The following is a 24084-nucleotide window of genomic DNA, read 5'->3' on the forward strand; positions in this document are numbered from 1 at the left end:
CTACTGGCCGATCGAGTCCAGGGACGCCGGAATGTTGTCCAGGTAACCCTTGATGTTGCGGGCGGTCTCAGCCACGGAGTCCCCGCCGAATTTCTCGGTAACGGCTTCAGCCAGGACCAAGGCCACCATGGCCTCGGCCACCACGCCTGCCGCCGGAACGGCACAGACGTCGGAGCGCTGGTGATGGGCCTTGGCCGGTTCGCCGGTGCTGACGTCGATCGTTTTCAGGGCGCGGGGCACCGTGGCGATCGGCTTCATCGCGGCGCGGACACGCAGGACGTCTCCGATGCTCATGCCGCCTTCGATGCCGCCTGCCCGGTTGCTGGCGCGCACGATCCGGCCGTCTTCATCGCGCACGATTTCATCGTGGGCCCCGGAGCCGCGGCGCGCAGCGGTCCGGAATCCGTCGCCCACTTCGACGCCCTTGATGGCCTGGATTCCCATGAGGGCAGCAGCCAGGCGCGAATCCAGCCGGCGGTCCCAATGGACGTAGCTGCCCAGTCCGGGCGGCAGTCCGTAAGCCAGGACCTCCACCACGCCGCCAAGGGTTTCGCCTTCCTTGTGGGCGGCGTCAACCTCGGCAACCATGGCGTCCGAGGTTTCCCGGTCAAAGCAGCGCAGCGGATCGGCGTCCAAAGCGATGACATCTGCCGGCTCAGGGAGCGGCCGGCCGTCGGGTACGGAAACGCTGGCGATGGACACCGTGTGGCTGACGAGCTCGATGCCGAGGTGCTTGAGGAACTGGGCGGCGACGGTGCCCATGGCCACCCGGGTGGCGGTCTCGCGGGCGCTGGCACGTTCCAGCACGGGACGGGCTTCATCGAAGCCGTACTTCTGCATGCCGGTGAAGTCCGCGTGGCCGGGACGGGGGCGGGTCAGGGGCGCGTTGCGCGCCTGGTCGGCGAGGAGTTCCGGATCCACCGGATCCGGCGCCATGATCTGTTCCCACTTGGGCCATTCGGTGTTTCCCACCTGGACAGCCACAGGACCGCCCTGGGTCACCCCGTGCCGGACGCCGCCCAGGATAGTGACAACGTCCTGTTCGAACTTCATCCGGGCGCCGCGGCCGTATCCGAGCCGGCGGCGGGCCAGGGAGTCTGCGATGTGCCCGCTGGTGATTTCAACACCGGCGGGGACGCCTTCAATAATTCCCATCAGAGCCGGACCATGGGATTCACCGGCAGTCAACCAACGCAACATATCTTCCATCCTGCCACGTAGGGCGGTTACAAAGCCCGTCGGGGAAGGCCGACTGAGGCGCACATCACATCTATGACAGCTGCATTAACGTCATCCCCGCGGCCCGTGAAAAGGCGCACCTGTTCCACTGCCTGGTACAGCAGCATCTCCAGTCCGGGGACCACGGCACCGCCACCCGCCTGCCACACCGACGCGATCAGGCTGGGCCAGGGGTCGTAGGCGACATCCAGCAGGACGCCCGGGGTTTCCGTCTTCAGGGCGGCTATCTCCGCGGCCAGGCCGTCCGCCGCCCGGGGCGGCAACGTGGAAATGACGACGTCGGCAGCAGCCGTGGGCAGCACGGCTTCGGCCAGCGTCAGCACGTCAAGGTCGACGCCGGCGCTTGAGGCCGCGGCACGGACGTCTGCGGTTCGGGCAGGGTCCCGTACGAAAATCTGAGCTCGGCGGGTTCCGAGTTCCCGCAGTGCGGCGACAGCGGAAGCCGCGGTGCCGCCGCCACCGAGGATGACCGCGGAGGGTGCGGTATCCGCTCCCGCGTGCCGGAGGGCGTTGACGATTCCAGCCACGTCGGTGTTGGTGCCGATGGCCCGCGCTCCGTGTCCGTCGTCCTCAAAGGAGACGGTATTGACCACTCCGAGGGTCCGGGCGATGCCGCGGACCTCGTCCACGTGGCCCAGCATGGCGGTCTTCAACGGCATGGTGACCGAAAGTCCGCACCATCCCGGCTGGTTGCGGACCTGGCCCATCAGGCCCGGCAGGAGTTGCTCGGTGACGTCGATTGCCGTGTAGCTGATGTCTGCACCCAGCTGCCCGTAGGCCGCAAGATGCAGGGCCGGGGACTTTGAATGGCTGATCGGGTGCCCCAGCACTGCTGCCCGCAGGGTCATGTGCAGCGGCCCACGTTCGCCCGGCACCAGGAGTTGTACTGCTCAACGTAGACGTTGTGTTCGGCCAGGGTTTTGGCGAACTTGGTCTCCTTGGTGTCCAGGTTGACTGTTACCCAGAAGAGGTAGTCGTTGGTCTTGGGCCTGGCGGCCGCGTCGATGGCAGTCTTGCCCGGCGAGCCAATGGGTCCCGGAGGCAGCCCCGGGTTCGCGTACGTGTTGTACGGGTTGGACTTGTCCTGGCGCTGCTCGTCCGTGAAGTTGTAGCTCTTCGTCCCGAGCCCGTACGTCACGGCCGAGTCCACCTGCAGGAAGCCGCCGGTCTGGTCGTTGGGCTTGAGCCGGTTGTAGATGGCTCCGGCGACGTCGCCGTATTCGGCCTGGCCGCCTTCGGCCTGGACGATGCTGGCCACGATCACGGACTGGTACTGCTTGGCGGGATCGGTGATGCCCTGGGACACCAGCTCGTCCACGGTCACCTTGACCAGGGCTTGCAGGATGTCCTTGGCGGGCGTTCCCAGCGGGAAGCGGTGCTCGCCCGGTGCGAGGTAGCCCTCCAGGTTCTTGGCGGTTGCCGGCAAGCCGAACTGCGCCGGATCGTTACTGAGCGTCTGGAGTTGCTGGATCGATACGCCGGAACCTTCGGAGATGGCCTGGAGGGACTCGTTGACCCGCAGGCCCGCGCTGAGGGCGAAGTAGATCACCTTGCCCTTGTCCTGGCCCAGGAGGACGTCGACTGCGTCCTTGTTCTTCATTTCAGACTTGAAGGTGTAGTCACCCGGGGCCAGCGTGCCGCCTGAAGCGCTGAACGCCTGCAGGAACGTGTCAGCATTGGCCACGACGCCCTTGTTTTCGAGGTCCATGGCCACGGAACGGGTGCCTTCCCCGTTATCCACCGTTACCTGGACCTGGCCCGAGCCGGGGCCCGGGAAGTCGCTGGCTTTGGTGCTGCCGAGGAGGGGCTTGAGGAACTGCGCGCCAACTGCCACGGCAGTAACGAAAACGGCGAGGGTGAGGAAGAGGGCAAGCAGCCTGCGGCGGCGGCGCACCTTCTTTGAGGGCCTGCCCACTACCTGGGTTGCCGCTGCACCGGCGATGAGGCTGTGCGCTGCAGTGTCAGCATGGTGAGCGTCCTCCGGGTGGCCGGCGTGATGGCCGGCCTCATCGCCTTGCAGGTCGTGGTGGTAGTCGGCATCGTCGTGGGCCTGACCGTAATGGGCGTTGCCGTGGTACTCGTGGCCGTCCGGGTACTGGGCCGGGTCCGCATAGTGGGGGTCGCCCGCGTACTCATGAACGTCCGTGGCCGGGTGTTCCCCGGCCTCCTGCAGGTCCTGGTGGTCGTCGGCGGCGAACACTTCGCCGTGCCGGTGGTCGGGTTCGTGGGGGGCACTCACGTTGTCGGCGACGGGTTCAGGTTGCGCAGGCGCACCGTGCGCGGCCGGGTCCTGCCGTGCGGCACCATGGTGACCTCCGTCGTCGTGCGTTCCGTTGTCCCGCTCCCTGTTGTCAGGCATCCTGTTGTCCGGCTCCCTGTTGTCAGGGGCCGCCTCCTGGATGGAAGGAGGCGCAGCCGGTGCAGCCGGCAACGGCGCTGCAGCAGTGGGGCCGGTGGCTGGCTGCGCAGGGACGGCGGGGGGATCTGCGGGCTGCGGGGGCACGTCGGCACCGGTCTCGTAGGCCTGCTCAGGGACAGCGCCCTGGCCGCCGGTGTCGAGGCTCTTTTCCCGTGCCCGGATCTCCTTGCGCGTCAGTGGCCTCCCTCCCCCGTCGTTCAGGGGCCCTGAGGCGTCGTCAATGTTGGCAGGGCTCACTGTTGCCTTCCATTATCTGAAAATCTGGCCGTATCCGGGGTGGCGCGGACGGACTCATCCGCCCCGCTGACCCCCAGGTCCACGGACGGGGATGGCGCTGTCACGCGTGAGCCGACATCCGCTCCCCGGGCTTTCTGCATGTCGATGGCGTGCTGCAGGATGCCTGCGGCCGCGACCTGATCAACTACTTTACGGTGGTTCCTGCTGCTCATGCCAGCTTCGTGCAGGTTGCGGTGCGCCGTGACGCTGCTGAGCCGCTCGTCAACCATGTTGACCGGCACGTCCAGGCCGCGGGCTGTGAGCTCGGCCGCGAGCAGGCCGGCATAGTCGGAAGCCATCCTGGCTGACGCGTGTTCCTCGCCCTTCATGGTGCGGGGCATGCCCACGATGACCTGCACAGCTCCCAGCTCCTCCGCCAGCTTCGCGATCAGGCGAACGTCGGAGTTCTTTTTGGTGTTCCGGTCCAGCGTTTTGTACGGCGTGGCCAGGATGGAGTCACGGTCGCAGATGGCCACCCCCACCCGGACCGTGCCAACGTCTACCCCCAGTTTGACGCCCTGGGGGTAGCCGCCGGCGGTTGCGGGATCGGCCATGTCAGGAGTGGCGCCGTTCGACGGCGTCCAGGATGGCTGCCAGCGCGGCACCCACCTTGCCTGCATCGGTGCCGCCGCCCTGGGCCACATCGTCCTTGCCGCCGCCGCCGCCGCCGAGGACTCCGGCAGCCAGGCGAACCAGGGCTCCGGCCTTCACTCCGGCGTTCCGGGCGGCTTCGTTGGTGGCTACCAGGACGAGCGGACGGTCGTTGGCCACGCCTGCAACAGCCACCGCGGCAGGTGCCGAGCCCAGCCGGTTGCGGAGGTCCAGTGCCAGGCCGCGGATGTCGTCGGCCCCGCTGACGGAACCGGCATCATGGGCGATGAGGCTGACACCCGCCGCGTCCCTGGCGCTGTTGACCAGCTGGGCTGCTGAGGCTGCCAGCTGCTCCTTGCGGAGCCGGTCAAGTTCCTTTTCCGTGGCCTTAAGCTTGGCAAGCGTTGCGGAGATCCGGTCGGCCAGCTGCCCGGACGGCACCTTCAGGAGGTCGGTCAGCTCGTTGACGAGCGCACGTTCGGCCGCCAGGTGCCGGAAGGCCTCCATGCCCACGAAAGCTTCCACGCGGCGGTTTCCGGACCCTACGGACTGTTCGCCCAACAGGGAAAGGCTGCCGATCAGCGAGGTGTTGGCTACGTGCGTACCACCGCACAGCTCACGGGACCAGGCGCCGTCGATCTCGACGACACGGACTTCGCTGCCATAGTTCTCGCCGAACAGGGCCATGGCACCCAGGGCCTTCGCCTCCGCAAGGCCCATAACCTTGGTTTCCACCGCGTAGTTGTTGCGGATGGCCAGGTTCGAAACCTCTTCGATTTCTGACCGGGTGGCGGTGCTCAGGCCCTCGCCCCAGGCGAAGTCGAACCGCAGGTAGCCGGCTTTGTTGAAGGATCCGCGCTGGGTGGCTTCCGGGCCGAGGATCTGGTGCAGGGCGGCGTGCACGATGTGCGTGCCCGTGTGCGCCTGCTCGGCGGCATGGCGGCGTTCGCGGTCGACGGCGGCGCGCACCAGCGAGTCGGCGCCGATTTCACCTTCGCGGACAATCGCCTTGTGGACGCTCAGGCCCTTGACGGGGCGCTGGACGTCCAGGACCTCGACCACGAAGCCGTCACCGGTGATGAGGCCCGTATCGGCGGCCTGGCCGCCGGCCTCGGCGTAGAACGGTGTTTCCGACAGGACAAGTTCGATCTCGTCGCCGGTGGCTGCCTGCTGGACCGGACGGCCGCCGGTGAGCAGCCCACGGACGCGGGATTCGCCGTCGAGCTCGGTGTACCCGGTGAAGACCGTCTCGCCCTGGGCCAGGATCTCCTGGAAGGCGCTGAGGTCGGCGTGGCCGCCCTTCTTGCCCTTGGCGTCGGCCTGGGCACGCTGGCGCTGTTCCTGCATCAGGCTGCGGAAGGCGGCCTCGTCAACCTTCAGCCCGGCTTCCTCGGCCATTTCCAGGGTGAGGTCAATGGGGAAACCGTAGGTGTCGTGAAGGGCGAAGGCGTCTTCACCGGAAAGCTGCTTGTTGGCGGCCTTGGACTCCTTGACCGCGTCCTCGAGCCTCGCCGTGCCGGACGCAATGGTCCGCAGGAAGGCCTTTTCTTCGGCGTAGGCAATCCGGCTGATCCTGGCGAAGTCCGTGTCGACTACGGGGTAGACGCCCTTCATGGCGTCGCGCGAAGCCGGCAGCAGGTCCGGGAGGCAGGCCTGCTCGACGCCGAGGAGGCGCATGGAGCGCACGGCACGGCGGATGAGGCGGCGCAGGACGTAGCCACGTCCCTCGTTCGAGGGGGTCACGCCGTCGGAAATCAGCATCAGGGCGGACCGGATGTGGTCACCCACAACGCGCATCCGGACATCGTCCGTGTGGTGGGGGTCATCCGGGGTTTCGGCGGAGGTGTATTCCTTGCCGGAGAGTTCGGCGGCCTTGTCGATGACGGGACGGACCTGGTCCGTCTCGTACATGTTCTCGACACCCTGGAGGATCATGGCCAGGCGCTCCATGCCCAGTCCGGTGTCGATGTTCTTCTTGGGCAGCTCACCCACGATGTCAAAGTCGTCCTTGGAGCGGACGTTGTCGATCTGGTACTGCATGAAGACGAGGTTCCAGATTTCGATGTACCGGGTCTCGTCAGCCAGCGGACCGCCTTCGATGCCGTAAGCGGGACCGCGGTCGTAATAGATCTCGGAGCAGGGGCCGGCCGGGCCGGGCTGGCCGGTGTTCCAGTAGTTGTCGGCTTTGCCCATCTTCTGGATCCGCTCCGCGGGAACGCCGGTGTTCTTCAGCCACAGTTCCTTGGCTTCATCGTCTTCCTCGTAGACCGTCACCCACAGGAGCTCGGGCGGCAGGCCGTACCCGCCGTCGTTAACGCTGGTGGTGAGCAGCTCCCAGGCGTACTTGATGGCGTCTTCCTTGAAGTAGTCGCCAAAGGAAAAGTTGCCGCACATCTGGAAGAAGGTGCCGTGCCGGGCGGTCTTGCCCACTTCCTCGATGTCGCCGGTGCGGATGCACTTCTGGACGCTCGTGGCGCGGGTGTAGGGCGCCTCTTCGCGGGCTGTGAGGTAGGGGATGAAAGGCACCATGCCGGCCACAGTGAACAGCAGCGACGGGTCGCTGGACACCAGCGATGCGGAGGGAACCGCCGTGTGGCCCTTGCTGACAAAAAAGTCCACCCAGCGCTTGGTGATCTCCTGCGATTTCATGAGCTGTTTCATACCCTTCTTGGTCCGCGGTTGACCACGCGGAAAGTTCGTTCAGGCGGCAGGGCCTGGTCGGGTTCCCTGCCGGGTTGTTGCGGGCTGATGGCCCGGGGGCGTCAGCTGCGGACCAGGTCCGCGGTTTCGACGCCGAGCGCACTGCGCAGGTCGGTTTCGCGTTCCTGCATTCCGGCTCGGACGGCGTCGGCGAAGTCGTAGACCCCGTCAGCCAGCCTGCCTACAGCCCTGTTGAGGCCTTCCGGGCCCAGGGCGGACTGGGCTTCCGTGACCTTGCGGAAGGCGATAACGCCGATGGCCACGCCGATTCCCATCCAGACAAGTCGTTTCATGGTGTACTTTCGGGGCTTAGCGGCTGCGGCGGCCGGTGGCGGGCTTCTTGCGGTTGGAGAGCGCACTGCGGACGCCGTAGCTGAACGCGGCCACCTTGATGAGCGGCGAACCGACGGTGGCGGCCACCAGGGACGACAGCGCCGAAAGGTTGGCCGAAGCGTCAGAGACGTTTGACGAAATGCCGTCCACCTTCTTCAGCTGCTGGTTGGTGGTGGTCACGGTGGCCGTGACCTCATCCATCAGGGGCGTTGCGCCGTCGCTCAGTGACCGGATGGATGTCCGCACCTCGTCCAGCACCTTGCCCAGCTTGAGGATGGGCACGGCGAGCAGCAGTACCAGGAGTGCAAACACTCCGGCAGCGACCAGGCCGGCGATATCGCCACCAGTCATAGACGTTCATCTCCTTGAAATTCTGTGGTCCGGAACCATCCTGCGCACCCCGCGAACCGCGTTGGGCAGATGTCCCCCAAGTACCTTACATACAAAGAAGCCCGTGGCGCTTGCCACGGGCTTCTTTGTATACGCTGCTGGGATTTAGCGTGCGTAGAATTCGACGACGAGCTGCTCTTCGCAGGTCACCGGTACCTCGGAGCGCTTGGGGCGGCGGACCAGGCGGGCCTGCAGTGCCTCAAGCTTGACGTCCAGGTAGGCCGGGACGGCAGGCAGGACATCGCGGTGCGCGCCGGCTGCTGCAACCTGGAGCGGAACCATGGTCTCGCTGCGGCTGTGGACGTGGACCAGCTGGCCCTCGCCGACGCGGAACGACGGACGGTCAACGCGGATGCCGTCAACCAGGATGTGGCGGTGCACAACCAGCTGGCGGGCCTGGGCGATGGTGCGGGCGAAGCCGGCACGCAGGACCAGGGCGTCAAGGCGCATTTCGAGCAGTTCGATGAGGTTCTCACCGGTCAGGCCCTTGGTGCGGCGGGCTTCCTCGAAGGCACGGGTCATCTGTGCTTCGCGGATGCCGTACTGGGCGCGCAGGCGCTGCTTTTCGCGCAGGCGCACGGCGTAGTCGGAGTCCTGCTTCTTGCGGGCACGGCCATGCTCACCGGGGCCGTACGGGCGGCGCTCCATGTACTTGGCGGCCTTGGGGGTCAGAGCAATGCCGAGGGACCGCGAGAGGCGGGCCTGACGGCGAGCACGAGTGTTGTTAGCCACTTGTGTCCTTCCAATATCTGCGGTGTGTCAGTGTTACTGGCCTCCTTGATGGAGAGCATCGGCCAACCGCTGCCTTTTGCTACTGGGCGCAGGGCGCAGCTCCATCAAACGAAAATTCGGTGGATTGTGCGCCTGTGCCTTGCCAGACAAACATCTACCTTAGCACGGCGGCTACTTGCCCCTGACAATTTTCCGCAGCCGCTCAAGCCTGGCGGCGATGTCGCGTTCAGCGCCGTTGCCGGTGGGCTGGTAGTAGTCCCGGCCCACCAGGTCGTCCGGCGGATATTGTTGTGCGGCCACGGCGTGCGGGGCGTCGTGGGCGTATTTGTAGCCTTTTCCGTGCCCCAGTTGCTTGGAGCCCGGGTAGTGCGAGTCCCTCAGGTGGGGCGGGATGCCGTTGCCCATACCGGCGCGTACGTCAGCGATGGCCTTGTTGATGCCCATGTAGGCGGCGTTCGATTTCGGCGCCGTGGCCAGGTGCACCACCGCTTCGGCCAGGATGATCCGGCCCTCGGGCATGCCGATCAGCTGCACTGCCTGGGCGGCGGCCACGGCTGTCTGCAATGCCGTGGGGTCGGCCATGCCCACGTCCTCGGCGGCTGAGATGACGATGCGGCGGGCCACGAACCTCGGGTCTTCGCCGGCCTCGAGCATGCGCGCCAGGTAGTGGAGGGCGGCGTCAACGTCGGAGCCGCGGATGGATTTGATGAACGCGCTGGCGACGTCGTAGTGCTGGTCTCCCGCCCGGTCGTAGCGGACTGCTGCGACGTCGAGGGCCCGTTCGGTGTGCTTGAGTTCCACGGTTACCGGCCCGGGTCCGGCGTCGTCGGCATCACCGAACGCCACGCCGGCCGCAGCTTCCAGGGCGGTGAGGGCACGGCGGGCGTCGCCGCCGGACAGCCGGACCAGGTGGGCCAGGGCTTCGGGATCCAGTTCCGCTTTGCCGTCGAGTCCCCGGGGGTCCGCTACGGCGCGGCTGAGCAGGCCTTCGATGTCGGCGTCCGTGAGCGGCTTCAGGGTCAGAAGCAGGGACCGGGACAGGAGCGGTGACACCACCGAGAAGGACGGGTTTTCGGTGGTGGCGGCCACCAGGACCACCCAGCGGTTTTCCACGCCGGGCAGGAGTGCGTCCTGCTGCGCCTTGTTGAAGCGGTGGATCTCGTCAAGAAATAGCACCGTGGTGGTCTTGTAGAGGTCGCGTGCAGTCAGGGCGTCGTCCATGACGCGGCGGACGTCCTTAACGCCGGCGGTGATGGCGGACAGTTCCACGAACTTTCGGCCCGGCCCGCGGGCGATCACATGCGCCAGTGTGGTTTTGCCGGTCCCTGGCGGGCCCCACAGGATCAGCGAACTTGGCCCGGCCGGCCCGGCGGCGTCGGCTCCTGCCGCCAGCTGGCGCAGCGGCGATCCCTGGCCCAGCAGGTGCTGCTGGCCCACAACGTCGTCGAGGGTTCGGGGCCGCATGCGGACGGCCAGCGGACTGCGTGGTGAGGAGCTGGCGGGCGCGCTGCCCGAGGCGGCCGAATCGCCGTCGTCGTCATTGCCCTGCCCCGGCCCAAAGAGATCATCCACATAGATAGGCTACTTCCAGTCACCCGGCGATCCCGCCACAGCTATCCGGAAGGAAACCCGAACCCGCCATGACCCCCCATGATGCCGGCAGCGGCCGCTCCCCCTCGGTCCGGACGGCGTTTGTTTCCGGATCCCGGCTGGCCGGCTGGACCGGGCGGTTCGCCGGCAGCCACAACGGTTTCGAAATACGGGAAGACGACGACGGCGTGCGGCTATTGGCAGGTGACGGCGCCGTAGCGCTCCTCGAAGGTCCCTGGCCCGCCCATGGGCGGCCCGGACGGGGAGCCGGCCCGTTGGAACGCCTCGCGTCGCTGGCCGCCCAGCCACGCCGGTGCGGCCTGCTCCTGGTGAGGCGCGGCGGCTATGGTGTCGGTATTGCTGCCGAGGGCCTCTTGCTGGCGTCCAAAGCGGGCACCCGGTACGTCCAGTCCCGCACCGCGGCCGGCGGCCAGTCACAGCAGCGGTTTGCCCGGCGCCGCTCCAACCAGGCCGACGCCCTGGTGGATGCCGTGGCGGTGCAGGCCGCCCAGGTGTTTGCGGCCGAACCCTTCGAATACGTTGTCCCGGGCGGGGACAGGGCCCTCGCCGAAGCGGTCCTGGGGCACCCGGCATTGGCCAGGTGGGCCGGCCTGCACCTCCTGGCATACCTGGATGTGCCGGAGCCCCGGGCCGCCGTCGTGAAGAAAGCCGCTTCCGATGCCTGCTCCATCAGGATCACCGTCAGCGACGCGCCGGGGAAGTAGACCCGGCGCTCCGGCCGCCCGCCGGGCAGGCGGCGGGCACCTGCTCAGCAGCCTGTCAGGTGCCGCTTGGGCCGTTCCTGGCGGTAGACGTAGCGGCCGGTTTCCCGGAACCCTGCGTTGGCGTACAGCGCCTGGGCTCCATGGTTCGCTGCGGTGACCAGCAGCCAGTAGCCTGCAAGGTCCCGCTCCGCCCCCGTCGTGAGCAGGGATTCCAGGACGGCGGTCCCGTGACCGCGTCGGCGTGACTCGGGGCTCGTCGCCATGGAGTACAGCCCGCCCCTTGCCTCGGGCCCGGTGTCCGGAAGGGCAAGGCGTCCGACGGCGGCTGGCCGGCCTGCGCCGTCCCGGGCCAAGGCGTACACGGCGGGGCAGCCCTCGAGGATGGTGCGGGCGATGGCCAGGGCGTCGTCGCCGCCCCGTCCGTCCACTGCCCACCACACGGCAAGCCATTCAGCAGAGGGAGCAGATGCGAGCTCGACGGCGGGGCACGGCCCCGTAACCCGGGCGTGGCGCGCTGGGCCCCGGGTCATGATCAGGGTTTCGGACTGCGTGGTGAAGCCCTCCGCGTCCAGGAAGGAATTAAGGGCAGCCGCTTCGGCGGTGGCGGTGACCTGGAAGATCAGGGGCAGCCGGCGGCTGCGGTACCAGGACCGGGCGTCCCGAAGCAGGCCGGCAAGCTCCGGCTCTCCCGCACCGCTGGCTGGCCTCGGCCAGATCGAATTAGCCCGCTGGGTCACTCCCCCGGCGGCACGAAGAACCCACGGACCCAGGTCATGGCGCTCCGGCGCGGGCCACGCCGCATCCATGGCGGCTTCGAGGCCAGGGAATCCGGCAAGGTGGTCGTCAACGGCGGTGCTGGACACGGCGTTTTCCTCCAAGTGGGTTAAGCAGGGACAGGAGGCGCCCCGACGAATCCGGGGAGCCTCCTGCCGCTCAGTAAGGTGTGTTACTTGACCGCTTCGGCCTTCCTGGCCTCGACGGGCTTGGCAGCCTCAGGCTTGAAATCGACACCGGCTTCCTTGCGCTGCTGCGCAGTGATGGGTGCCGGGGCAGCGGTCAGCGGATCGAACCCGCCGCCTGACTTCGGGAAGGCGATGACGTCGCGGATGGACTCGACACCGGCCAGCAGCGAAACCACCCGGTCCCAGCCGAACGCGATGCCGCCGTGCGGGGGCGCTCCGTACTTGAAACCTTCGAGGAGGAAGCCGAACTTGGTCTGGGCGTCTTCCTTGTTCAGCCCCATCAGTTCGAAGACGCGTTCCTGCACGTCACGCTGGTGGATACGGATGGAACCGCCGCCGATCTCGTTGCCGTTGCAGACGATGTCGTAGGCGTAGGACAGCGCGGACTCGGGGTCCTTGTCGAACGTGTCGAGGAACTCCGGCTTGGGCGAGGTGAAGGCGTGGTGTACGGCGGTCCACTGGCCAGCGCCCACTGCGACGTCGCCGGAAGCCACAGCAGCGGCGGCCGGTTCGAACATCGGTGCGTCGACAACCCAGCAGAAAGCCCAGTCCGTGGGATCGATCAGGCCGGTGCGGTGGCCGATTTCTACGCGGGCAGCACCCAGCAGGGCACGGGACGGGGTCTTTTCGCCGGCGGCGAAGAAGATGCAGTCACCGGGCTTGGCGCCGACGGCGTCGGCCAGGCCGGCGCGTTCAGTGTCTGTCAGGTTCTTGGCGACCGGACCGGCAAGCTCGCCGTCTTCCTTGTAGAGGACGTACGCCAGGCCCTTGGCGCCGCGCTGCTTGGCCCATTCCTGCCAGGCATCCAGGGCACGGCGCGCCTGCGACGCCCCGCCGGGCATGACCACGGCGCCAACGTAGGGCGCTTTGAAGACACCGAAATTGGTGTCCTTGAAGAACTCCGTGAGCTCCGTCAGTTCCTGGCCGAAGCGAAGATCGGGCTTGTCCGAACCGTAGCGGGCCATGGCGTCCGCGTAGGTGATGCGCTGGATGGGCGTGGGGATCTCCACGTCGATGAGCTTCCAGACAGCCTTGACGATGTTCTCGCCGAGGCGGATGACGTCGTCCTGGTCCACGAAGCTGGCCTCAATGTCCAGCTGCGTGAATTCCGGCTGGCGGTCGGCGCGGAAGTCCTCGTCGCGGTAGCAGCGGGCGATCTGGTAGTACTTCTCGAAACCGCCCACCTGCAGCAACTGCTTGAACAGCTGCGGGGACTGCGGCAGGGCGTACCAGGAGCCAGGTGCCAGGCGGGCCGGAACCAGGAAGTCGCGGGCGCCTTCGGGCGTGGAACGGGTCAGCGTGGGCGTCTCGATCTCCACGTAACCTTCGTCATGCAGCAGGTCGCGGGCCACCCGGTTGGCTTCGGAGCGCAGCCGGATGTTGCGGCTGGGGCCGGGGCGGCGGAGGTCAAGGTAGCGGTGCTTGAGGCGCGCTTCCTCGCCAACTTCCACGTGCTCGTCAATCTGGAACGGCAGCGGATCGGAGGTGTTGAGCACCGTCACGTCCTCGGCGATGACTTCGATCTCACCCGTGCCAAGCGCTGGGTTTTCGTTGCCTTCGGGGCGCTTGGAGACGGTCCCCGTAACTTGCAGGACGTACTCGTTGCGCAGCCCGTGGAACACTTCCTCCTCGCGGACCACGATCTGAGCCACGCCGGACGCATCACGCAGGTCCACGAAGGCCACACCACCGTGGTCACGGCGGCGGCCTACCCAGCCGGCCAGGGTTACGGTTTGTCCAATGTGCTCGGAACGAAGGGATCCGAGGTCATGTGTGCGGAGCACAGCACACCTTTCTAGAGGAAACAGCGGGAAAACTTAGGGGAATAGGTCTCGATGGTTCCGGGACCGGTCCCGTCCGAGTTTACCCGTAGGACGGAAGCCGACGTCCACGGGCAAAGCTCCGACGGAACGGAGGCAGCGGGGAGTCCTGCTCAGGAGACCTGGGCAGGAACGGCGTCGGTGTTGGCTACCTGCACCACGAGGTCGGCGGCCGGGGGCATCCACGTCTCGGGGGCGGCGACTACCTGCTCACCGGACCGGATGTCCTTGACCTGGTGAGTGCCGTCGTCGTCCGTGAACCAGACGAACGGGATGCCCCGGCGGTCGGCGAACTTGATCTGCTTGCCGAACTTTTCCGCCTTGGCGGCAACCTCGGTAGGAATCCCCCTGCTGCGCAGCTGGGCGGCGACGTCCTGCGCAGCGCCCCAGCTGTCGTCGTGCGCGAGGGCCACCAGCACCGCCGTGGGAACGGAACGGGAAGCCTTGGCCAGGTCCTGGCTGAGGATGCGCGAAACGAGCCGGGTCACGCCGATGGACAGGCCGACGCCGGGGAACTTCCGGTTGCCCTTGGAGGCCAGGGCGTCGTACCTGCCGCCGGAGCAGATGGAACCCAGCTGTTCGTGTCCCACCAGGACGGTCTCCACCACTGTGCCCGTGTAGTAGTCGAGGCCGCGGGCAATACTGAGGTCCGCCAGCACCTTGCCGGGTGCGCGCTGGACGGCGGCGTCAATGACCTGCTCCAGCTCGTTAAGGCCCTCTTCGAGCAGGTCGTTGCTGACGCCGAGGGCACGGACCTGGGCCACGAAGGACAGGTCCCCGGTGCGGATACCGGCAAGCTGCAGGGCCTTCTGTGCCTGCTCGTCGGTGGCGCCGAGTTCGGACTTCAGGAGTTCGGCAACCTTGGCCGGGCCTATTTTCTCTAGCTTGTCGATGCTGCGCAGGACCCCGGCGGTGTCCGTCAGGCCGATGCCGCGGTAGAAGCCCTCTGCCAGTTTGCGGTTGTTGACCCGGAGCTGGAAATCCGGGATGGGAAGTGCGCTGAGTGCCTCGGCGATCACCAGGGCGATTTCAACGTCATAGCGGAACGGCAACTCGCCATCGCCCACGACGTCGATGTCCGCCTGGGTGAACTCCCGGGCCCGGCCTTCCTGGGGGCGTTCGCCGCGCCAGACCTTCTGGATTTGGTACCGCCGGAAGGGGAAGGCCAGGTAGCCGGCGTTTTCGACGACGTAGCGGGCGAAGGGCACGGTCAGGTCGAAGTGCAGCGCCAGCGCGTGCTGGTCGGCTTTGCCGCCCCGGTCCGGGGTCCCGCCCTCATCGTCCTGGAGCCGGCTGAGCCCATAGACTTCCTTGTCGATCTCGCCCTTGCGCAGCAGCTGTCCCACGGTTTCCACCGAACGCGTCTCTATCGAGGCGAAGCCGTGCAGCTCAAAGACGCGGCGCAGGGTATCCAGGACATGTTGCTCCACAAGCCGCTCCTCGGGAAGCCACTCGGGGAATCCGGACAGGGAGGCGGTGCGTGCCATGGAAGTTCTCTCCTCATAAGGGTGCCTGACGCCGGCCGCGTCCCGCCCGTCGCGGGCGCCCTGCGGCGGCTGTCCAGCCAGTCATGCATAAACTATGTGCGGCAGTCAGTTTATGCGTCATCGGTGTGCATCTCTAATACGCCGGACCTGCAGGGCCTGGCAGTCAGAGGACTGCGCCCGGTGCCACCCAGGCCCTTGGCGCAGCCAGGCAGTACAGAGACAACACAGCTACACATAAGGAGGAGCCTTGGCGGCCAGTTCACGCAGTGCCCGCGAAGCAAAACGGCGTATCCACCAGATGGAGGCCAAACGCGAGCTGAGGCGGGACCAGGAACAGCGTCGCAAACGCGACAACCTGATCGCCGCCGGCGCCGGAACCGCCGCCGTGGTGCTCGCCGTCGTGCTTCAGCTGACGGCCTTCGCCGGCAACCCCACCGAAGATGAGTTTGCTGCCACCGAGGCCGGCCTCACCAACCCGTCGGCGTCAGCCACTCCGTCAGCCCCGGCAACGAACGGGCCCAACATTCCGGCCGCCGACACCGCGGCAGGAAAGACGTTCACCGGGGACCTCGTGCTGAACGGCAAGCCGCTGGGCGTTGAACTCAACGGAACCACGGCGCCGCAGGCCGCGGCGGTCTTCAAGTCCCTCAGCGACGAAGGCTTCTACAACGGCAAGAGCTGCCACCGCCTCACTACATCGGACGCCTTCGGGGTACTGCAGTGCGGCTCCGCGAACGGCGACGGGCAGGGCGATCCCAACTACACGTGGGGTCCCCTGGAAAACACCCCGGCGGACAACACCTACCCGGCCGGAACCATTGCCGTGGCACGGAGCGGCAACAACGCCTACGGCAACGGAACGCAGTTCTTCATCGTCTACAAGGACACGAACATTCCGGCCGATACCGCCGGCGGCTACACAGTGGTGGGCAAGGTGACCTCGGGCCTGGACGTGGTAACCGGCATCGCTGCCGCAGGGATCACCCCGGGCAGCAGCGACACGGACGGCGCGCCCGTTCAAGCAGTCACGATAGACTCGTTTTCTCTGAAGTAGGAAGCCCGGCCATGGCGGCCGCGGTGCAGGACGTGAGCAGTTCCCTCCAAGCGAAAGACTTTTAGCGGTGACAGACAGTCAGAAATCCGACGAAACAGCAGCAGACGTGACCGACGCGGCGGCTCCCGCCAAGGACGCAGAACCTGCAGCAACCAGCGCAACGGCCCCGGAGGCCGCCACCGAAGGCGTGGAGGAGGCCGGCGCAGAGCCAGAACAGCACGCTGAGGCTCCTGCCCCGGACACAGAACCTGCAGCCCCTGCCCCGTCTCCGGCGCCCGGACCCCGGCCTTCGGCCCCGTCCCCCGCAGCTTTCGCGTCACGCCCCAAGCCGGCGGCAGCCGCTCCGACCGCTGCCGTGGCCCCCGCCGCCCCCGCCACCTCACCCGCTGAGGCAGCCAAATGGGGACGCGTGGAAGGCGATGGCCACGTCTTCCTGACGATCGACGGCGGAGAACACGCCGTCGGGCAGTACCCGGGCGTCAGCGACGACGAAGCGCTGGCCTACTTCGCGCGGAAGTACGACGACGTCGTGGCCCAGATCGTGCTCCTTGAACAGCGCGTAAACTCCAAGGCCCCCAGCACGGACATGCAGAAGACCGTCACCCACCTGCACGAGCAGCTTGCCGAACGCAACATGGTGGGCGACCTCCGGGCGGCAGAAGCCCGGTTGGACACCCTGGCAGCGCACATCGCCGAGCTTGAAAAGACGGAAAAGGCGGAGCACGACGCCGTCCGGGCCGCAGAACTTGCAGCCCGTGAAGCGATCGTGGCCGAGGCAGAGGAAATCTCCGGGCAGGACCCCGCTCAGACCCAGTGGAAGACCTCCAGCGCCCGGATGAACGAGCTGTTCGAAAACTGGAAGGCCGCCCAGAAGAGCGGCGTCCGGCTGGGCCGCAGCAACGAGGACGCTCTCTGGAAGCGCTTCAGGGCCGCCCGTACCGTTTTTGACCGGCACCGCCGGGCCTACTTCTCCCAGCTGGACAGCAACAATTCCGCTGCAAAGACCGCCAAGGAAAAGCTGATTGCCGAGGCAGAGGCACTCTCCAGCTCCACCGACTGGGGCTACGCCGCGGGCGAATACCGCCGCCTCATGGACCAGTGGAAGGCATCTCCGCGCGCCAGCCGCAAGGACGATGACGCGCTGTGGGCACGTTTCCGTGCCGCGCAGGATGTCTTCTTCACATCCCGGCAGGCTGCCAACGACGAGATCGACCAGGAGTACGCCGCAAACCTGACGGTCAAGGAGGCCCTCCTCGCCGAGGCCACCACGATTCTCCCGATCAAGGACCTGGCGGCTGCCAAGAAGTCGCTGCAGTCCGTGCGGGACCGCTGGGAAGAGGCCGGCAAGGTCCCGCGCGCCGACATGGGCAGGATCGAAGCCGGCCTCCGCAAGGTCGAAGACGCCATCCGGCAGGCCGAAGAAGAGCAGTGGCAGCGTTCCAACCCCGAACGCAAGGCGCGCACCAACAGTGCCCTGTCACAGCTCGAGAGTGCCATCGCCGGCCTGCAGGATGACCTTGCCAAGGCGGAACAGAGCGGCGACGAGCGCAAGATCAAGGCAGCAAGGGAAGCCCTCGAGGCACGCCAGGCCTGGCTCGACCAGATCCAGCGTTCGGCCAGCGAACTGAGCTGACGCCTCTTTCCCTGTTTGACGACGCTGCAGGCCCGGTTCCGGTTATCCACATAACCCGAACCGGGCCTGCGTGTATCCGGACCTCCTTGGCAGGATGGAGGAATGGCCTCACCATCTGATTCCACGCCGGCCGGAGCGGGAATGGACCATCTGCCGCCGCACCCCACGGCTCCGGCGCGGTTCCCGGAACTATATGCACCCGGGCGGCCTTTCGCCTGGCCGGAACTCCAGTCCCTGGCTGCCGACGGGATCCTGGCCCGCTTCCACCAGCATGGCTACACCCTCCCGGGGTCTGCCGCCTCTGCTCAGTTGCGCGCCCGTGCTGCCGCCGGCTCCGTGCCATCCCAAGTGCGGCAGCGTGTCGTGGCGGGACGGATGACTGCAGCCTGGATCTACGGCTGTGCTGACGAGCCGGACCGCCTTGCCCTCCTGGTGGACGCCAAGCGCCGCGTTTCAAGCCTGCGGAACACCCGGGGCTGTACGCTGCACGAGGTGAAGCTGGGTCCCTTCGATGTGGTCAGCCTGGGCGGCCTCATGGTGTCCAGCCCGCTGCGGACCGCCCTGGATATCGCTTTGCACGTTGACGCAGAACGCGCCGTTCCCACGCTCGCAAACCTCCTGGCCCGCCCTGAAAAGGACGTGCGGTTGCGGCTGCTGGTGCTCGCTATCGAGGCGACCCCGCGGGTCCCGCATAAAAAGGCGGCACTGGAAAAGCTTTCCCGGCTAGCTCCGGCGCTTGTTCCCGGTGGTGCGGTAGACGTCAAAGACCCCGTCGATCCGGCGGACGGCGCTGAGGACGTGGCTGAGGTATTTGGGGTCCCCCATCTCGAAAGCAAACTTTGAGATCGCCACCCTGTCGGTGGAGGTGTGAACGCTGGCAGCCAGGATGTTCACATGGTTTTCCGACAGGATCCGCGTCACGTCCGAGAGCAGCGACTTGCGGTCTAGCGCCTCAACCTGGATCTCCACCAGGAACACGCTGGACTGGGTGGGTGCCCAATCCACGTCCACAATCCTGTCGGGCTGGTCCTTGAGGTCCGAGATGTTGGTGCAGTCCGTGCGGTGCACAGACACCCCCGATCCACGTGTGACGAAGCCGAGGATGGGGTCCGGCGGCACGGGCGTACAGCAGCGCGCCAGCTTGACCCACACGTCTCCCACACCGCGGACCACAACACCGGAATCGGAGAAACGGGCTTTGGTGACCTGGGTGGGAATGCTGACTTCGCTGATGTCGTCGTCGGCGTTTTCGGTGCCGCCGAGGCTTTCGACGAGCTTCTCCATGACGGACTGCGCGGACGTGTGACCGTCTCCGACACCGGCGTACAGGCCGGAAATGTCCACGTATTTGAATTCTTCGGCAACGGCGGCCAGGGCCTCGTGCGTCATCAGCCGCTGCAGCGGCAGGTTCTGCTTCCGCATGGCGCGGGTCAGCAGTTCCTTGCCGCGGTCAATCGCTTCTTCGCGGCGTTCCTTGCTGAACCACTGGCGGATCTTGTTCCGGGCCCGTGCGCTCTTGACGAAGTGTTGCCAGTCCTGGCTGGGCCCCGCGCCTTCGGCCTTGGAGGTGAAGATTTCCACCCAGTCGCCGTGGTTGAGTTCACTGTTGAGGGGAACCAGTTTCCCGTTGACGCGGGCACCGATGGTGCGGTGCCCTACCTCGGTATGGACTGCGTAGGCGAAGTCCACCGGTGTGGACCCGGCAGGCAGCGCCATGACCTCACCCTTGGGTGTGAAGACGAAAACTTCGCGGGCGTTGATTTCGAATCGGAGCGAATCGAGGAATTCGCCCGGATCGGAGGTCTCCTGCTGCCAGTCAACCAGGGAACGCAGCCACCCCATGTCGCCGTCGCGGGGGCTCCCGGGGCCCACCGCCGTGCGGTTGGGCTGGTCCTTGTACTTCCAGTGTGCCGCCACGCCGTACTCTGCGCGGCGGTGCATTTCATGGGTGCGGATCTGGATTTCCACGGGCTTGCCGCCGGGGCCGATGACAGTGGTGTGCAGGGACTGGTACATGTTGAACTTGGGCATCGCTATGTAGTCCTTGAACCTGCCGGGCAGCGGGTTCCAGCGCGAGTGCATGGTGCCAAGTGCGGCGTAACAGTCACGGACGGAGTCAACGAGGACCCGGACGCCCATGAGGTCGTTGATGTCGTCGAAGTCCTTGTCCCTGACGATCATCTTCTGGTAGATCGAATAATAGTGCTTCGGACGGCCCGTAATGGTCGCTTTGATCTTCGCTGTACGGAGGTCGTCGGTGATCTGGTCGCGGATGACGCCGAGGCTCTTCTCACGCTCCGGGGTCCTGTCCCCCACCATCCGGACAATCTCTTCGTAGACCTTCGGATACAGCGCTGCGAAGGAGAGGTCTTCGAGTTCCCACTTGATGGTGTTCATGCCGAGGCGGTGTGCCAGAGGCGCGAAGATTTCGAGTGTCTCACGGGCCTTGCGGGCGGACGATTCGGCGGAGACGAACCGCCACGTCCTGGCGTTGTGCAGCCGGTCCGCGAGCTTGATCATGAGCACCCGGATGTCTTTGGCCATGGCGACAACCATTTTGCGGACGGTCTCGGACTGCGCCGCTTCGCCGAAGCTGACCTTGTCCAGCTTGGTTACGCCGTCCACCAGCATGGCCACTTCGGGACCGAAATCACGTTTCAGGTCCGCCAGAGTGTATGGGGTGTCCTCGACAGTGTCGTGCAGGAGGGCTGCGGCGAGGGTGGTCCCGCTCAAACCGAGTTCAGCAAGGATGGTGGCCACCGCCACCGGGTGGGTGATGTAGGGGTCGCCGCTCTTGCGTTTCTGTCCCCGGTGGCTGCGTTCAGCGACGTCGAATGCGCGCTGGATGAGGTCGAAGTCCTCTTTGGGGTTGTTGGCCCGGACAGTGCGCAGCAGCGGCTCAAGGATGGGTGAGTAGGTTGCGGCGCCGCGGCCGGTGAGGCGGGCCAGCCTCGAACGGGTGCGCTCCCTGCGGCCGGGGAACGTGGCGCGGGTGCCGGAGTTGTCTACCGGCACCAGGGATCCGGGGCGCGCCGATGCAGCCACCCCGGTATGGCCACCGGTGGAATTGTTTTCTCCCTGAGCCGTTGGCGCCGACGCCGAACGTTCTTCCAATGAAGCACCCCTCACCACCGTCTTAATTACCTCAGTCTATTCCTCAGGTAGCAGAGATTTATAACCGGGACGCTTAAACGACCACGGGCCGGACAGCGTGATTTCCACACTGTCCGGCCCGTGGCCGGGAACACCGGCGGACCGGCGCCCATTACGACAATCAGGCCTGCGCAGGCTCCGCTGGAGCATTGCGCTCGGCGGTGCTGCTGCGCCGCTGCTCCACGCGCCGGGCCTGCTTGACCAGGTCCGGTTCATTTTGGCGCAGCCAGGCGTACATCGGCGCCGCCACGAAGATGGTGGCCGCCGTACCGATCAGGATTCCTACGAACAGTGCCAGGGACAGGTCACGCAATGTTCCCGCGCCCAGCAGGCCGGCACCGATGAACAGGATGGCGCCCACCGGGAGGATCGCCACCATCATGGTGTTGATGGAACGCACCAGCGTCTGGTTCACGGCAAGGTTGACTTCTTCAGCGAACGTGCGGCGGGTTGAGGAGTCAATCTCCGCCGTATTCTCACGGATCTTGTCGAAGACCACCACGGTGTCGTACAGGGAGTAGCTGAGCACCGTCAGGAACCCGATGATGGCGGACGGTGTCACTTCAAAGTCGCTGAGGGCATAGACCCCGGCGGTGATGAACATGGTGACCAGCATGCCGGCGAGGGCCGAAACGGACATCTTCCATGTTCGGAAGTACAGTGCCATCAGCACGGCCGCCAGGAGGACGAACACCACCAGGCCGATCAGGGCCTGCTTGGTGACATCGGCACCCCAGGTGGGTCCCACGAACGTGGAGGTAACTTCGTTCTCGGTGACACCGTAGGCGGTGTGCAGGCCCTCCTTGATGCGGAGCGTCTCGTCGTCCGTGAGCTTGTCCGTCTGGATGCGCATGGTGGTTCCGGCCACATTGGCCACACGCGGAATGCTGCCGGCCACAACGTCCGTGACCGCCTTCTCCCCCACGGTGGAGTCAGTGGTCTTGACGTTGGAGACGGTGAATTCCGAGCCGCCCCGGAACTCGATGCCCAGGTTAAACCCGCCCTTGGCCACCGGGATGATGATGGACAGCGCCACACCCACCAGCGCGATGAGGAACCAGATTTTCTTGGATCCCACGAATTCGTAGGAGCGCTTCCCGGTGTAGAGCTCATTGCCGAAATTGGCGAAGCCTGACATTACTTGTTCTCCTTCGCGGCGGTCTTCGAGGAACCGGCGAGCTGTTCCTGCTTCTCCGCCAGCCGCCGTTCGGCAATGGTCATCCTGCGTTCCGCCTCCGCGGCGGCTCCCGCGTTCTTGGCACGGACGTTGGCCGGACGGTCTTCGGGGGTCCGGATACGGCCGGCACCGCGATACAGCGGTACGGCGCCGAGGCGCTTGGGGTCAAGCCCGGAGAACCGGTGGCCTTCGCCGAAGAAGCGCGTCCGCGCCAGCAGCTGCAGCGTCGGGTGGGTGAACATGAAGACCACGATGAGGTCGGCGATGGCGGTCAGGCCAAGCGTGAAGGCGAAGCCCCGTACGTTGCCCACTGCGACGAAGTAGAGGACAAGCGCAGCCAGCAGGTTGACGGCCTTGGAGGCCAGCACGGTGCGCTTGGCCCGTTTCCAGCCGTTCTCGACAGCGGAAACCAGGCCGCGTCCTTCGCGCAGCTCATCGCGGATACGTTCGAAGTAGACGATGAACGAGTCAGCCGTCTGGCCGATGGCCACGATGATGCCCGCAACACCGGCCAGGGACAAACGGTAGTTTTCCGTCCACCCCAGGATCGCGATAGCCAGGTACGTCAGGACGCCTGCCACCACCAGCGAGGCGATGGTCACGAAGCCAAGGGCCCGGTACTGGAAGAGCGAGTAGACCACCACCAGGAGCAGCCCGATGAGGCCTGCCAACAGGCCCATGCGCAGCTGCTCGCCACCCAGGGTCGCCGAGATCTGCTGTTCGCTCTGGATCTCGAAGCTGATGGGCAGGGCGCCGAAGCGCAGCTGGTCCGACAGTGCCTTGGCTGTCTGCTCGGTGAAGCCGCCCGTAATCTGCGGACGGCCATCCGTGATGACAGCCAGTGAACGCGGAGCGGAAATGACCTGATCGTCCAGGACGATGGCGAACTGTGCCTTGGGGTCGTTGCCCGATTCGCCGCCGGCGGCCACGTAGAACTGGTTAAGGCGCTCGGTGACCTCCTTGAACTTCGCTGTGCCTTCCTCGTTGAACTGGATGTTGACTGCCCAGTCGTTGGTGACGGCGCCCTGGGCGCCCTGCTGCAGCTGGAACGAGGAAGTGACGATGTTGCTGCCCTTCACCTCGACCGGCCCGAGGATGTACTTGATGGCCGGGCTGGTGTCCGTTGCCGGCTCACACGTGACCAGCGGCTTGGTCGGATCAGAACGCTCGGCCTTCTCGGCCGAGGCGTTGTCACAGTCCAGGGCCTCGAACTCGCGGTAGATTTCCGGCGTGATCCAGTTGATGTCGCTGCTGTTGGCGGGCGCCGCCGTTGGCTTGGGCAGCTGATCCTCAGGTGCCCGGGACTCCTCCGGAACAACAGCGCCGGCTCCGTTCAGGAGTACGGGGCGGAAGTTCATGTCCGCGGACGCCTGGATGAGGTCGCGGGTGGCAGTGGACGGCGTGCCCGGGAGGCTCACCACCACGTTGCGGCCCGACTGCGTGCTGATTTCCGCTTCGGCCACGCCGGAGCCGTCAACGCGCTGGCGGATAATCGCCACGGCCTGGTTCAGCTGTTCTTCGTTGATGTCAGAACCGCCCTCAACCTTCGGCGCCAGGATCATCTGGGTACCGCCTTCGAGGTCAAGTGCCAGCTTGGGCGACCAGCTTGCCTGCCCGGCGACGGTGCCGGCGGCCAGGACGGCGGTCAACGCGGCGATGATTACGCCCAGCCAGACCAGGACCCTGAGGCCGGGCTTCTTGGGGCCAGTTCGTGCCATTGTCGATCTTTCTCTTATTCACGGAGGAACCGCCGGTGCGCATGTGCACCGGCGGTTGTCCGCAGCGGTAGAGGGGTTAAGGTGC

The 24084-nt window shown here is 66.3% G+C and carries 19 protein-coding genes; 4 read left to right on the forward strand and 15 right to left on the reverse strand.

Annotation, left to right across the window (positions count from 1 at the left end; genetic code table 11):
- The 9 genes from aroC to ACFV4R_RS11440 form a co-directional block, all read right to left on the reverse strand.
- On the reverse strand, window positions 1-1200 hold the full coding sequence (aroC, locus tag ACFV4R_RS11400) for a chorismate synthase (protein WP_377203535.1): 1200 nt from the start codon (window positions 1198-1200) through the stop codon (window positions 1-3).
- Window positions 1201-1226: 26 nt separating this feature from the next.
- On the reverse strand, window positions 1227-2087 hold the full coding sequence (locus ACFV4R_RS11405; protein WP_377203534.1) for a shikimate dehydrogenase: 861 nt from the start codon (window positions 2085-2087) through the stop codon (window positions 1227-1229).
- Complete coding sequence (gene mltG / locus ACFV4R_RS11410) at window positions 2084-3895, reverse strand: endolytic transglycosylase MltG (RefSeq protein ID WP_377203533.1); 1812 nt, start codon at window positions 3893-3895, stop codon at window positions 2084-2086. The genes ACFV4R_RS11405 and mltG overlap by 4 nt, the downstream gene beginning before the upstream one ends.
- The gene (gene ruvX, locus ACFV4R_RS11415; protein WP_377203532.1) at window positions 3892-4488 is read right to left on the reverse strand and encodes a Holliday junction resolvase RuvX; all 597 of its coding nucleotides are present in this window, start codon (window positions 4486-4488) and stop codon (window positions 3892-3894) included. The genes mltG and ruvX overlap by 4 nt, the downstream gene beginning before the upstream one ends.
- A gap of 1 nt (window position 4489) precedes the next feature.
- Window positions 4490-7174: an alanine--tRNA ligase gene (gene alaS, locus ACFV4R_RS11420; RefSeq protein ID WP_377203640.1), complete on the reverse strand. Its 2685-nt coding sequence runs from the start codon at window positions 7172-7174 to the stop codon at window positions 4490-4492.
- Window positions 7175-7287: 113 nt separating this feature from the next.
- Entirely contained in the window at window positions 7288-7518 is a 231-nt protein-coding gene (locus ACFV4R_RS11425) for a DUF6167 family protein (protein ID WP_015937208.1), read from the reverse strand.
- Between the two features lie 16 nt (window positions 7519-7534).
- On the reverse strand, window positions 7535-7909 hold the full coding sequence (locus tag ACFV4R_RS11430) for a DUF948 domain-containing protein (protein WP_091720462.1): 375 nt from the start codon (window positions 7907-7909) through the stop codon (window positions 7535-7537).
- Window positions 7910-8053: 144 nt separating this feature from the next.
- The gene (gene rpsD, locus ACFV4R_RS11435; protein ID WP_142037130.1) at window positions 8054-8680 is read right to left on the reverse strand and encodes a 30S ribosomal protein S4; all 627 of its coding nucleotides are present in this window, start codon (window positions 8678-8680) and stop codon (window positions 8054-8056) included.
- 171 nt (window positions 8681-8851) lie between these two features.
- On the reverse strand, window positions 8852-10252 hold the full coding sequence (locus tag ACFV4R_RS11440) for a replication-associated recombination protein A (protein ID WP_377203531.1): 1401 nt from the start codon (window positions 10250-10252) through the stop codon (window positions 8852-8854).
- A 68-nt stretch (window positions 10253-10320) separates the two neighbouring features.
- On the opposite strand from ACFV4R_RS11440, the gene ACFV4R_RS11445 reads away from it, so the two are divergent.
- Window positions 10321-10995 carry an acVLRF1 family peptidyl-tRNA hydrolase gene (locus ACFV4R_RS11445; RefSeq protein ID WP_377203530.1) on the forward strand — a complete coding sequence of 225 codons (675 nt, stop codon included), beginning with the start codon at window positions 10321-10323 and terminating at the stop codon, window positions 10993-10995.
- 44 nt (window positions 10996-11039) lie between these two features.
- On the opposite strand, the gene ACFV4R_RS11450 is transcribed toward ACFV4R_RS11445, so the two are convergent.
- The 3 genes from ACFV4R_RS11450 to hisS all read right to left on the reverse strand — a co-directional run bounded on the left by ACFV4R_RS11450 (window position 11040) and on the right by hisS (window position 15264).
- Window positions 11040-11858 carry a GNAT family N-acetyltransferase gene (locus ACFV4R_RS11450; protein WP_377203529.1) on the reverse strand — a complete coding sequence of 273 codons (819 nt, stop codon included), beginning with the start codon at window positions 11856-11858 and terminating at the stop codon, window positions 11040-11042.
- 83 nt (window positions 11859-11941) lie between these two features.
- Complete coding sequence (gene aspS, locus ACFV4R_RS11455) at window positions 11942-13741, reverse strand: aspartate--tRNA ligase (protein ID WP_377203528.1); 1800 nt, start codon at window positions 13739-13741, stop codon at window positions 11942-11944.
- Between the two features lie 149 nt (window positions 13742-13890).
- The gene (gene hisS / locus ACFV4R_RS11460) at window positions 13891-15264 is read right to left on the reverse strand and encodes a histidine--tRNA ligase (protein ID WP_377203527.1); all 1374 of its coding nucleotides are present in this window, start codon (window positions 15262-15264) and stop codon (window positions 13891-13893) included.
- Between the two features lie 247 nt (window positions 15265-15511).
- Between hisS and ACFV4R_RS11465 the strand changes: the two genes are divergently transcribed.
- From ACFV4R_RS11465 to ACFV4R_RS11475, 3 genes are all read left to right on the forward strand, one after another.
- Window positions 15512-16318: a peptidylprolyl isomerase gene (locus tag ACFV4R_RS11465; protein WP_377203526.1), complete on the forward strand. Its 807-nt coding sequence runs from the start codon at window positions 15512-15514 to the stop codon at window positions 16316-16318.
- A 67-nt stretch (window positions 16319-16385) separates the two neighbouring features.
- Window positions 16386-17951: a DUF349 domain-containing protein gene (locus ACFV4R_RS11470; RefSeq protein WP_377203525.1), complete on the forward strand. Its 1566-nt coding sequence runs from the start codon at window positions 16386-16388 to the stop codon at window positions 17949-17951.
- A gap of 102 nt (window positions 17952-18053) precedes the next feature.
- Window positions 18054-18794 (forward strand): hypothetical protein, encoded by a 741-nt coding sequence (locus tag ACFV4R_RS11475; protein ID WP_377203524.1) that lies wholly within the window; start codon window positions 18054-18056, stop codon window positions 18792-18794.
- On the opposite strand, the gene ACFV4R_RS11480 is transcribed toward ACFV4R_RS11475, so the two are convergent.
- From ACFV4R_RS11480 to secD, 3 genes are all read right to left on the reverse strand, one after another.
- Window positions 18675-21065 (reverse strand): bifunctional (p)ppGpp synthetase/guanosine-3',5'-bis(diphosphate) 3'-pyrophosphohydrolase, encoded by a 2391-nt coding sequence (locus tag ACFV4R_RS11480; protein WP_091720481.1) that lies wholly within the window; start codon window positions 21063-21065, stop codon window positions 18675-18677. The two genes, ACFV4R_RS11475 and ACFV4R_RS11480, sit on opposite strands and share 120 nt — an antisense overlap.
- A 160-nt stretch (window positions 21066-21225) precedes the next feature.
- Window positions 21226-22242 carry a protein translocase subunit SecF gene (gene secF, locus ACFV4R_RS11485; protein WP_377203523.1) on the reverse strand — a complete coding sequence of 339 codons (1017 nt, stop codon included), beginning with the start codon at window positions 22240-22242 and terminating at the stop codon, window positions 21226-21228.
- Complete coding sequence (gene secD / locus ACFV4R_RS11490; protein ID WP_377203522.1) at window positions 22242-23999, reverse strand: protein translocase subunit SecD; 1758 nt, start codon at window positions 23997-23999, stop codon at window positions 22242-22244. The genes secF and secD overlap by 1 nt, the downstream gene beginning before the upstream one ends.
- Window positions 24000-24084 lie beyond the last annotated feature (85 nt).

Origin of the sequence: Pseudarthrobacter sp. NPDC059871 (assembly GCF_042731175.1) — a bacterium.
GTDB lineage: Bacteria > Actinomycetota > Actinomycetes > Actinomycetales > Micrococcaceae > Arthrobacter.

Coding starts and splice junctions, on each gene's coding strand:
- aroC (WP_377203535.1), bottom strand. CDS start 1,200: ATGTTGCGTTGGTTGACTGCCGGTGAATCCCATGGTCCGGCTCTGATG.
- ACFV4R_RS11405 (WP_377203534.1), bottom strand. CDS start 2,087: ATGACCCTGCGGGCAGCAGTGCTGGGGCACCCGATCAGCCATTCAAAG.
- ruvX (WP_377203532.1), bottom strand. CDS start 4,488: ATGGCCGATCCCGCAACCGCCGGCGGCTACCCCCAGGGCGTCAAACTG.
- alaS (WP_377203640.1), bottom strand. CDS start 7,174: ATGAAATCGCAGGAGATCACCAAGCGCTGGGTGGACTTTTTTGTCAGC.
- ACFV4R_RS11425 (WP_015937208.1), bottom strand. CDS start 7,518: ATGAAACGACTTGTCTGGATGGGAATCGGCGTGGCCATCGGCGTTATC.
- ACFV4R_RS11430 (WP_091720462.1), bottom strand. CDS start 7,909: ATGACTGGTGGCGATATCGCCGGCCTGGTCGCTGCCGGAGTGTTTGCA.
- ACFV4R_RS11445 (WP_377203530.1), top strand. CDS start 10,321: ATGACCCCCCATGATGCCGGCAGCGGCCGCTCCCCCTCGGTCCGGACG.
- hisS (WP_377203527.1), bottom strand. CDS start 15,264: ATGGCACGCACCGCCTCCCTGTCCGGATTCCCCGAGTGGCTTCCCGAG.
- ACFV4R_RS11475 (WP_377203524.1), top strand. CDS start 18,054: ATGGCCTCACCATCTGATTCCACGCCGGCCGGAGCGGGAATGGACCAT.
- secF (WP_377203523.1), bottom strand. CDS start 22,242: ATGTCAGGCTTCGCCAATTTCGGCAATGAGCTCTACACCGGGAAGCGC.
- secD (WP_377203522.1), bottom strand. CDS start 23,999: ATGGCACGAACTGGCCCCAAGAAGCCCGGCCTCAGGGTCCTGGTCTGG.